The following is an 11019-nucleotide window of genomic DNA, read 5'->3' as shown; positions in this document are numbered from 1 at the left end:
TATCCTGCTTTTCTTTGTCAGTGTATTTTGAACCATCCGGTTTCTTGGTCTCATCTTTATCAAGCTTGTTCTTGGCATTGGCAGCGGCATCATCTACTGCACCCTTGGCAATTGCTTTTTCTGCATCGAGCTTACTCTTTTTAATCTCATCGAAAGTATCACCAGTAACATGTTGATGAGTATTCCAAGCACTATCGGTTGCACTCGTGATAGCTTGAGCACCGTATTCCTTATGAAGTTTATCAATTGCTTCTTGATACTTTTGTTGCAGCTCTTGATCAGCTTTAGTTCTACTTTCATTCGTAGCTTTGTTAACTATGCTTTGAATTTCATTTACCGCATTGTTAGCAGCATCGCTAATTTGACCTTTTATCGTTTCTAGATCACTAGCTGAATTAGAAATGTTAGAAATGTTTTCCTTACCTTTTTTGGCTTGGTCTTTAATCGCAGCTATCATCTGATTTTTCGTGTTTTCGTCAATATCATCATTTTGAATAAGTTCGCTGATTGCTTTATCAGAAGCAACTTGGACAGTTTCCTTACCTTTAAGCTTGTTCAAAGCGGTCATACCCTTATTGTATGCGGCAGTGACCTTTTCCATTTCACTAGCATTTTTTATTCCTTCAATGCTATCTGTAATATCTTTAATATCAGCAGCATAATCTGGATTCGATTTTTGTCTATCAGCTAATTCGTCAAGACCCGTCTGCAGACCTGCAACATCACCGTCACCAACCAGCGCATTATTTTTATCAATAGTGACCCATTTAGAAGAATTTTTAATAATATCGTCAATTTCTCGGCCAATTTGTGCTTCATCGGTTGGTATCTGGCTAATATCTGTTTGCTTTTCAATCTCAGTTTTAGCATTTTCACAGGCAGTATCTACTAAATTTTTAGCAATTGTCTTTTGCACTTGAGTCAACTGTGATTGATCAATTATTTGCTTGGCCTGAGCCTGCTTATTCTGCAAGATTCCTTCAGCAGTAGTCTTGGCACCTGCAAGATCAACATCGTTCTTGATTTGATCAAATCCTGGTATTTTTTCACCATTTGATCCTTGAGAGCCCTTAGAAGCGGCATCAACAATGGCCTTTGCTTCTTGGGTTATCTCATCAATCGTCTTATCTGTTCCATCCGGCTTTTTATCAGAAATACTGTTGATTTTACTTTTACTGCCGTCAAAGATATCTTGAATCTTTTGCTTTTGTTTGGCTTGATCGCTAGCAGACAATCCTGATTTTTCGATAGCTTGATCAGCAGCAGCTTTATTTACTTGCAATTCATTAATTGCATTTTGCTTGATTTGATTGATTGCTTCAATTCTGGCAATAGCAGAACTTATATTACTTAAATCTGCTTGATTTTGTTCCTGTGCTTTAGTTAATTCTTCAGCAGTAGTCGACTCGCTAATCCGTTTTGTACCATCTTGTTTAGCTTGACTAATCTGTTTCTTTAACTGATCATATTGATCTTGATTTAACTTCTTACCAGCTAAATCATCGTCAATTTGTTTTTGCAATTTAGCAGTGTCTTGATCAAATTTAGTTTGCGCAGCAGCTTTATCAATTCCAACTTCAGATCCACCAATAATGGTAATTCCTTCATCACGGGCATCATCAGTATCAGTTTTACCAGTTTTATCGTCTTTCTTACCTGTAGTTTGATCTATTTTGTCTTTAGCATCCTTAGAATTTTTATCGATCTGATCCTTAATATCCTGCTTTTCTTTGTCAGTGTATTTTGAACCATCCGGCTTCTTGGTCTCATCTTTATCAAGCTTGTTCTTGGCATTGGCAGCGGCATCATCTACTGCACCCTTGGCAATTGCCTTTTCTGCATCAAGCTTGCTCTTTTGAATCTCATCAAAAGTATTACCGGTAACATGTTGATGAGTATTCCAAGCACTATCGGTTGCACTCGTGATAGCTTGAGCACCGTATTCCTTGTGGAGCTTGTCAATTGCTTCTTGATACTTTTGTTTTAGTTCATCGTCAGCTTTAGTTCTACTTACATCAGTTGCTTTGTTAACTTCACTTTGGATATCATTTACCGCATTGTCAGCTGCCTGCGAAATCTGATTCTTCTTTGCTTCAGGATCACCAGTCGGAGCAGTTACGTTAGCGATATTTTGCTTACCTTCCTTAGCATGATTCTCTGCATTCTGAATAAGTTCATTTTTCTTATCTTGATCCAAATCATTGTTGGCATTAATATCAGCTTTAGCTTTATTAAGGCTTTCATTAATAGTTTCCATTCCCTTGAGCTTATTCAAGGCAGTTATTCCCTTGTCATAGGCTGCACTGATTGCTTGAATGTTGTCAGCTTGCTTAATTGCAGTGATGCTATCAGTAATGTCCCTAATGTTGCCACTATATTCAGGATTTGCTTTCTGTTCGGCAGTTAACTTGTCAAATTGCTCTTGCAAACCATCAATAACTTCAGTACCATTCAGTGCATTGGTTTGATCAGTTTTAACCCAACTAGATGAATTCTTAATAATGTTATCAATCTCTTGACCAATTTGTGCTTCATCAGTTGGAATTTTACTAATATCTGTTTGCTTTTCAATCTCAGTTTTGGCATTTTCATAGGCAGTATCTACTGCATTTTTAGCAGCAGTCTTTTGCTCTTGGGTCAGCTGTGACTGATCAATTGTTTGCTTAGCCTGAGTCTGTTTATTTTGCAGGATTCCTTCAGCAGTAGTCTTGGCACCCGCAAGATCAGCATCATTTTTGACTTGATCAAATCCTGGTATTTTTTCACCATTTGGTCCTTGATAACCCTTAGAAGCGGCATCAACAATGGCCTTTGCTTCTTGGGTGACTTCTTCTACGGTCTTATCAGTTCCATCTGGCTTTTTATCAGAAATATTATTAATTTTATCCTTACTGCTATCAAAGATATCTTGAATCTTTTGCTTTTGTTTTGCTTGATCGCTGGCAGACAACCCTGAATCTTCGACAGCTTTATTAGCTGCATCTTTATTTTGTTGTAATTCAGCAATTGCCTCCTGTTTAGCTTGGAATATTGCTTCTTTTGTCTTAGCCAAAGTGTAAACTTTGTCAACACCTGCTTCACCAAAGTCGGCGGTTTCTCCGTTTTCTGGAATACCTTTTTCAGCATTTGAAAGCTTATTCTTTGCAGTTTCTAAGTCAGCAGCCTGCGCGTTTTCAGGTAAATTAATTGCCTGAATCTTTTCTTTTGCCTTTTTAACTGCCTGATCAACCTGATTTTGTAAGTCTTGCTTTTGCTCATCGCTTAGATCTTTGGCAATACTATTGATATCGCCCTTATCTTTTACATATTGATCTAATGCACTAATCTGCTTATTCTTCTCTGCTAATAAACTAGTTGGCAATTTAGCATTATCAATGTTTTGCTTAATTGTATCTTCAATTTTAGCCAAATCATCAGTATCTGTTGCTTGATAAATATTAGTAATTCCTTGTTGTAACGCTTGGTTGATAGCTTGCTCACCAGTAGCAACTTCTGTCGAAGACAAATTTGGATCTTGTAAACTTGTTTTAGCAGATTGAGAATACTGCTTTAAATCATTAATTACCTTATTCTTTTGCTCAAAGCGTTCGGTTAAATGATTTAATGCATTAACACCGTTAGCCGCTGCCTCATTTATGGCTACATTAGCATCTTGGGAACTATTTTTAGCAGCTTGAATATTTTTAGCAGCTTTAGAACGTTCTTGTTCAATCTGTTCTCTCATTCTTCCAGCTAATTCAGGATCATCGTTAGCAATCTTATTAGCGGAAGCAGTTGCTTTATTAACTGCATCTTGTAATTTTGCCAGTGCTTCATTTAAGTTCTCTGCGCTGGTGATTGCAGAGCTGATGCCATTTAAATCAGATGTATTTTTAGCAATCGCATCATCCAGGTCTGTTTGCTTTGTAGAAGAAGTAATTCTGGTTTCACCATCACTACGTACCTTGTCAAGCTTGCTCTTTAAGTCATCAAACTGATCTTGACCAATCTTTTTATTCGCTAAATCATTATTAAGCTGAGTTTGTAACTTATTTACTGCTTCTTCAAAACTAGATTTAGCTGCTGCCTTATTAGCAGTAAGCTGTTCGTTATCAGCTGTATTAACAATATTAGTTATTGTAGTTGTCCCATTATCTTTAGCTGTCTTAACTTCATCTTGGTTTTGAGCTTTATCAACATTTGCTTTTGCCTTGTCACGTTCAGCATTAATTGTAGTTTCATCTTTCTTATCTTTATTAACAGCATCTTGAGCAAGGTGATCCAAATCAGCTTTTGCCCTATTCTTTGCTGCTTGCAATTTTGCCGCTGTAACAATGTCATCAATGTTCTTTAATCCAGTGTTCTTTTCAGTATCAATATTTTCCTTAGTAGCACCCTCAACATTTGCAACTGCACGATCATGCGCTTGTTGCAATGCATTTTGGTAGTCTGCTTTTTGCTGGTCAGTTAAGTCTATCAGATTGCCAACATCACCTAATGCACCAGTATTTTGCGTCTTGTCTCCTAGTTTTTGATTTAAAGCATCGATTGCTTCTTGCTTTAATCTCCGAGTGTTTTCTGCATCACTTGATTGAGCAATTGATGTGATATTCTTAATGCCATCAATAGCATTACCTTTTATCTTGTTTACAGTATCAATATCTTGCGCTGCGTCAACATCAGATACTCCCAGCTTGGCAACAACATCGATAGCATCTTGATCTTTGGGATCAGATAGATTCTTTTTAGCTTCGTCTGCTGCTTTTTGAATAGCTTCTTTAGCTTGCGATTTAGTTGCTGACAGGTTTGCCTTTGATTCCGCGTTTCCAATAGAATTAATTGCGTCATTATAAATATCAGAAACATTCTGCTTGTTCGTAGCTTTTTTAATCTGAGCTTTTGCATTTTGCGCAATTGTATTAATACTATTAGTGATGTCATCAAAAGTAGATTTAAGTTCAGTTTTAGCCTCATCACTTAAGGAGTTATATAAATCATTTAAGCGCTTAATGGCCGAATCAGCGGCATCACCAATTTGCTTACTTGCATTATTTTTAAGAGTATCTAAGCCATTACCTTGTGACTCAGCCAAATCAATTGCTTTTTCACCGTCTTTTTCAGCACTATTAGCTGAAGCGATATCAGTTTGGTTAGTTACTTTTGCTTTCGCACTGTCACGAGCTGACTGAATTGCAGTAATGGTTTGATTCTTAAGATCTTGCGAAATGTCCGTTGAAGATTGAATCCGATTAATAGCTTGTTCAGCATACTGATCAAGCTTTTGTTGATTAATAATCTTGTTGATATTTAAATCTGTAATAACATCGTCAATATTCTTTTTACCTTGCTCTTTTTCCGAGGTAATTTGGTCAATTGTTGCAGGAGAAGGATTATTAACTTTACTTATTGCAGCATCATATGCAGCATCAACTTTTTTCCGCAGCTGATCTTTGTTTGCGCTTGTAACTTCATCCAAGTTACCGATCTTTTGGTAAATTGTGTTTTTCTCAGCTAATAATTCAGAAATTGCCTTATCCTTAGCTGATTGAATATCAGCATCTTCTTGAATTTTATTTAATTCCGCTTTACCATCATTTAAAGCTGCTTGTACTTGATCCTTACCAGCCGCTTGAATAGCAGATTGAGCATTATTAAACTTTTCGGTAATTTGATTATAATATTTAGTCTTTTCTGTAGGTGATAAATTAGGATCATTTGTAATATGATTCCGAACATTGTCTACCGCTTTTTGTAAATCATTAAGCGCATTTTGCTTTTGTTGTGCTAATTTTTGCGATTCGATATCCGATGAAATACTATCAGCTACACTCTTAATATCTGCTATTCCTTTTGTAGCATGATTGGTGATATCTCCAAGCTGGTAATCTACAGCTATTGCCTCGGTGGCTTGATCATAGTATTTATCAATTTGATTAAGCTTATCTTGCCAACTACTATCACTAATTGATTTTGCATCATGCGCGTCATTGAGCACTTTTTTAGCTGCTTCTTTGGCATCACGTAAATCTTTAATAGCTTTTGACCTAGCAGCCGAAATCTGAGCATCATTCAAATCACGATTAATATTAGCTTCACCATCTTTTTGAATTGAAGCTATTGCATCAACAACTGTAGTCGCATCAATTTTATCTGTAGCTTCCTTAACATGCTTATCAATTAAGTCCTTGTAGTAATCCTTACTTGTTTGACTAAGTTGGCTATCAGGAATTTGGTCAATTGCATTCTTAGCAGCAGTTGCTTCATCTGCAAGTTTTTGTTTAGCTGAAGTTTTAGCAGTTTCTACTACTTCATTAGCTTTACCTTGAGCTTTGGTTACCACGTTATCAATGTTGCCATTAACTGTATTTACCAAATCATCAATCTTAGAACTTTGTGTCGTTGCTAAATCATTAACTCCTTGATCGGCTAAATCATTAACCTGCTTATGATATGCGGCTTTTTGTTCGTCAGTTAAAGAATTAATATTATCGATAGCCTGATTGGCCTGCTCTTGCTTTTGACGAATCTTTTGCGTAGCTTCAGTGATTTGCTTATTAAGTTGACCCTTTTCTGTTTGAGCAGCTAGCAATTTGCTTAAAGCGTCAACTCCATCGTTTCTGACAGAATCAATTGCTTCTAAACTATCTGCCTGATCAATCTTTTGATTATAGCCAACTGGCTTTTGCTCATTATTGATTAATTTTCTTGCCTGCTCTTTGACATCATCAATATCTTTTGCAGTCAAGCCAGTAACATTATCTAGTTGATTTTCAAAATCTGATTCAGCATCATTTAACTTCTTCTTAGAAATTTCTTTCAAAACATTTTTCTTTGCTTGTTCTTCTGCAGCATCAATATCAGTTGCTTGATCAATAGCAGTCAAGCCAGCTTTAATTGCTTGGTCAATTGCAGGAGTCGTAGTAACACCGATATTGGTGTTACTCGTTTGACCAAATCCTACCAATTCAGCCTTAGCTGCCGCTTTAGCAAAAGCATTTTGTGCCTTGGCAATTCTCTGTTTGATAGCATTTTCATCCGAAGTGCCATAGATAGATTCATTAGCATCATAACCATCAGTTCCAGGCTGTGCTGTAGCTAATTTAACTGCATTATCTATTTCGGTTAAATAGCTAGCTTGATCATCAGCTGATAACCCAGATTCTTGCACACGCTTTTTGGCTGCCTGTGCAGCATTAATAATGTTTTCTGCTTCTTGGTCAGCATATACCTTATCAATTACCTCTAGACCTTTAGAGCCATCAGGATCATCCCCTGTTATGACGTCATGAACCGTCTTATTTAGTGCATCCTTTATTTGTTCGGCTTTATCGGTATGCTTTGTAATTTGATCCTTAGCAGAATTTTCAAGCTTGGTTATTGCATTAATTGTATTTTGTAAAGCGGTAATTGCGTCTTGTGCTTCTTTTTGATGACTTTCAACGGACGGCTGGTCTTCATCTTTATCAATGTCACCCTTATCCGTAATAATTGCTTGCGGTCGATTAAGCCGATCAGCCAGTGCTAAGATATCATCTTTTTGCTTTTGATCTAGATTTGTATCCTCTGCAATACCTTGCAAAGCCGATTTAACCTGCTTAATTTGACTATCTAAATCTGCCTTAATAGCGTCTTTATATCCTTGTGCTACATGATTAATTGCATCAACACCTGTTTCTTTTGCCTTGGTAATTTCTTCAGGAGTTTTTGCAGCTTTAACTTGGTTAATGGCATTATCCCGCGCTTGCATTATTGTAGCGGTTTGAGATGGATAAGAACTGATTTGTTTATTGGCAGCATCATTTAACTCATTAATTGCATCTGCACGATTAGTTTCAGTTTCTGAAGATGACTTAGCATTTTTTAGTGCTTGTTCAATGATATCTATAGCTGCTTGCTTCCGATTATTAACTTCAACATAGGTATTTGCACTTGGATCGTAAACCGAGGTAGTTTTATTATCATCCGTAATAGTTTGTGAAGCTGCTGCAGCTGCTTTAGCAATGGCATCATTAAATGCTGCATTTTGTTCTGGGGTCAAATTATTCGGTAGATTAGTTTTTGCATTATTAATAGCATCGTTAATTTCTTGAGCTGCATGATTACGCGCTTCGTTAAGAGTTTGAATATTTAAGTTCTTAGAAATTGGCCTACTTCCTGAATTAATTTCGGTTTGATCATAGCCAATAAAGTTGGCACTTGGAGATAGTTCTACTGAATATGCTTTATTCAACTTAAGTACTTGCTCGGCTGGAATCGTAAATTCAAATGAACCATCATCATTAACAACAGCAACAAATTGTTTAGGTAATGGATCAAGAGAGCTATTGCCTGTATCTCGTAATGAATCATTTGTATCCGCATACGGATTGGCTATTAGTTCATTACCGTTCGCATCTTTTGGTGACCAAACAGACTTATTTTTATTACCGTCAACTAAGTTTGCTGTGATATAAGCCTTAGTAGCTACAGGTAAAACTAAACTAAAGATGTTTTTTGGATGTTGCAAATCAGTATCTGGCCCGTCCAAGGCAGCATCATAATTAATTACGCTTCCTGCTTTACCAGAAATTGTTTGGGATCCATCACTATTTCTAACAACATCAACTTTACTTGGATCAATATCCAAAAATCCACTTGGATTAGCTGGAATAAAACTAATGTTGTTATAACCGAAATTATTTTGGTTATTAAAGGCCTTCTGAATGATATCTTTAAAAAGACTGTCATAAGTGGCATTAGTACTTGCAGCCGTTTGTAAAGAAGTGATTACGTCTGGCGGTAAAGCTTCGAACTTAATCCCAGAATTGGCCATTTTGTCCTTTAAATCAGTCAAATCCTTTTGGGTAATTTTACGAAGTCCATTCAGTAATTCAATATTATCAACAGAAATTGTTTGATTAGTCTTCCTAACCTTTAAAACATGGAATGGTGGCAACTGAAGCTCATTAATATTAATGCCTAATCCACTTAAATCAAATTTTTGTCTAACATTAGTAATAGTTATTGGCATTGAACCAATAATACTGGTATTAGGGTTTTTATTTAAGTGTGCATCCAAAATTAAAGAAGTCGGGTTATTAACAATTAAAGTACCACCCTGGACATCAACTAGAGTAATAGCACCAGTACCCGCATTATCCAACAATCTGATATTAAAAGCACCATTTTCGATATCAGCTTTACCTTTGATATAAACCAATGTATCTGAATAGTTACCCATATTTTGACCAGTAACATTCAGTGTCCCTCTTGGCCGAATATTAAAATTACCACCATCGTAAATAACATTTCTTCTATAGTTAAAATCAGCGATATCGCCGTTAGTATTTATATTTACCGTGGCGTCATTTAAAATATTAAAGGTCGAAGTTGTACTATCATTTATGTAAATGGCAGTAGCCTGGTTATTATCGTATTGCCCTTTATATTTATCATTTTGAACTACAATATTAAGCGTCCCGTTAACATCAACGGATTCATTATTACCTCTTAAAACAATAGCGAAAATGGTTCCAGTCGTTTCTGCAGGATTACTAATCCAACTAGTACCGTCACTATTACCACGAGGATACAAGCTAACTGTTGCTCCTTTATCAATAGTAACCTTGTTATAATCACCAGACATTTCAATTACATTACCGCCATATGTTTTACCAACAAATGTCCCTGAAAAAGTAATTGAGTTGTTATTACCAGTATATTGGAATAATTGCTGGTTATTACCATCGGAAGGACCATTGACATCATATGGTGTCTTAACTGTTTCTGCAGTGTTATTGCCGACAAAGAAAATATGCGTATTATTGTTGGTATATATCATCTGAGAACCATGAAAATCAACATTTTTAAAAGTGATGTTAGCATAATTATTACCTATCAAATCATATGCCCTTGCAATACCATAAAAGTCAGCACTCCAAATGTTTAGGTTTTCATAAGTTAAGTCCAAAGAAGTATATCCATTTAAATTAGGGTGATTACCTTTGAAATTGATTGTATATTTATCCGTTCTTTTATCAGCATCATAACTCTTAATAAGTAGGGTTCTACCATCAAAGTCAAATCCAACCCAGTTGATGTTATTATCAGCAACAATATTTTGCATAATATCGATTTCATTAATAGTTTTATTTTGATATGCATTTCTAAATTGTGCCCAATTATATACGTGAGCTGCACCATTAACAATTGTTGGCAGATAACCGGTTTTATTATCGTTTGCAGTTAAGTCAGTGTCTTTTTTCTTAATGCTGTCAGGAGTTTTTCCTGATTGATCACCAGTATTTGCTGGATCATTATTGTCTTTTGAATTATCTGGTAGTTTACCATTATCTTTGCTATTATCACCTGATCCAGTAATATCAGAGGATTGATCTGAATTGGAACCTTTTGAGTTATTTTTATCCGTTTGATCTGAATTCGAACCATTTGAATTAGTTTTATCCGTTTGATCTGAATTCGAACCATTCTGATTTAATTTGTCCGTTTGATCTGAAGTATTAGTGCCATTTGTACTTTGTGTTTGACTATTTTGATCATTATTAACGTGATTATCTTTGTTTGTTTCGCTACTAGTTGAACCTGACGAACTAGTTTGAAGTTTGGTTGAGCCAGTTTGAGTAACAGTACTTGCCTTTAAAAATGAGGTCAGTCCTGAGTATGTAGATAAATCCGGTTTTACATTTTGATCTGTCTTATTTAACGTTGTATCAGATTGGGTTGTATCAATATTTTCTTTTTTTTCTTCCTGTTCTGAACTAATATTATCGGCTTTTACAAATTGAGTATTCATTCCAAAAAAAGTAAAACCAAGCAAAACAGAAGCAGCGCCAACAGTGAATTTCCGAATTGAAAATCGCTCCTTTTTATTTTGCATGTTCATTTTTCTTTTCTTTTCGTTCAAATTATTTTTTCCTAACATAATTAGCCTCCCTATAAAGACACCTTATATCTTTCATTTTATTGGCACGGCTAATAAATGCTAATATATTGCTTGTTATTATATTAAAAATACAGTAGTTATTGTTATCTTAAATAATC

Annotated in this window: 1 protein-coding gene; it reads right to left on the bottom strand. The window is 35.7% G+C overall.

Annotated features, from left to right (window positions below; translation table 11 throughout):
• Nucleotides 1-10900 (bottom strand): YSIRK-type signal peptide-containing protein (locus J3U69_RS01915; RefSeq protein ID WP_267412859.1); only part of this gene is annotated, 10900 nt, incomplete at its 3' end.
• Nucleotides 10901-11019: the final 119 nt, after the last annotated feature.

This window comes from Lactobacillus sp. B4026 (genome assembly GCF_026535825.1).
Lineage (GTDB): Bacteria > Bacillota > Bacilli > Lactobacillales > Lactobacillaceae > Lactobacillus > Lactobacillus panisapium.
Note: the sequence above shows the minus strand (reverse complement) of the source record. Positions and strands in the feature narration are given on the sequence as shown.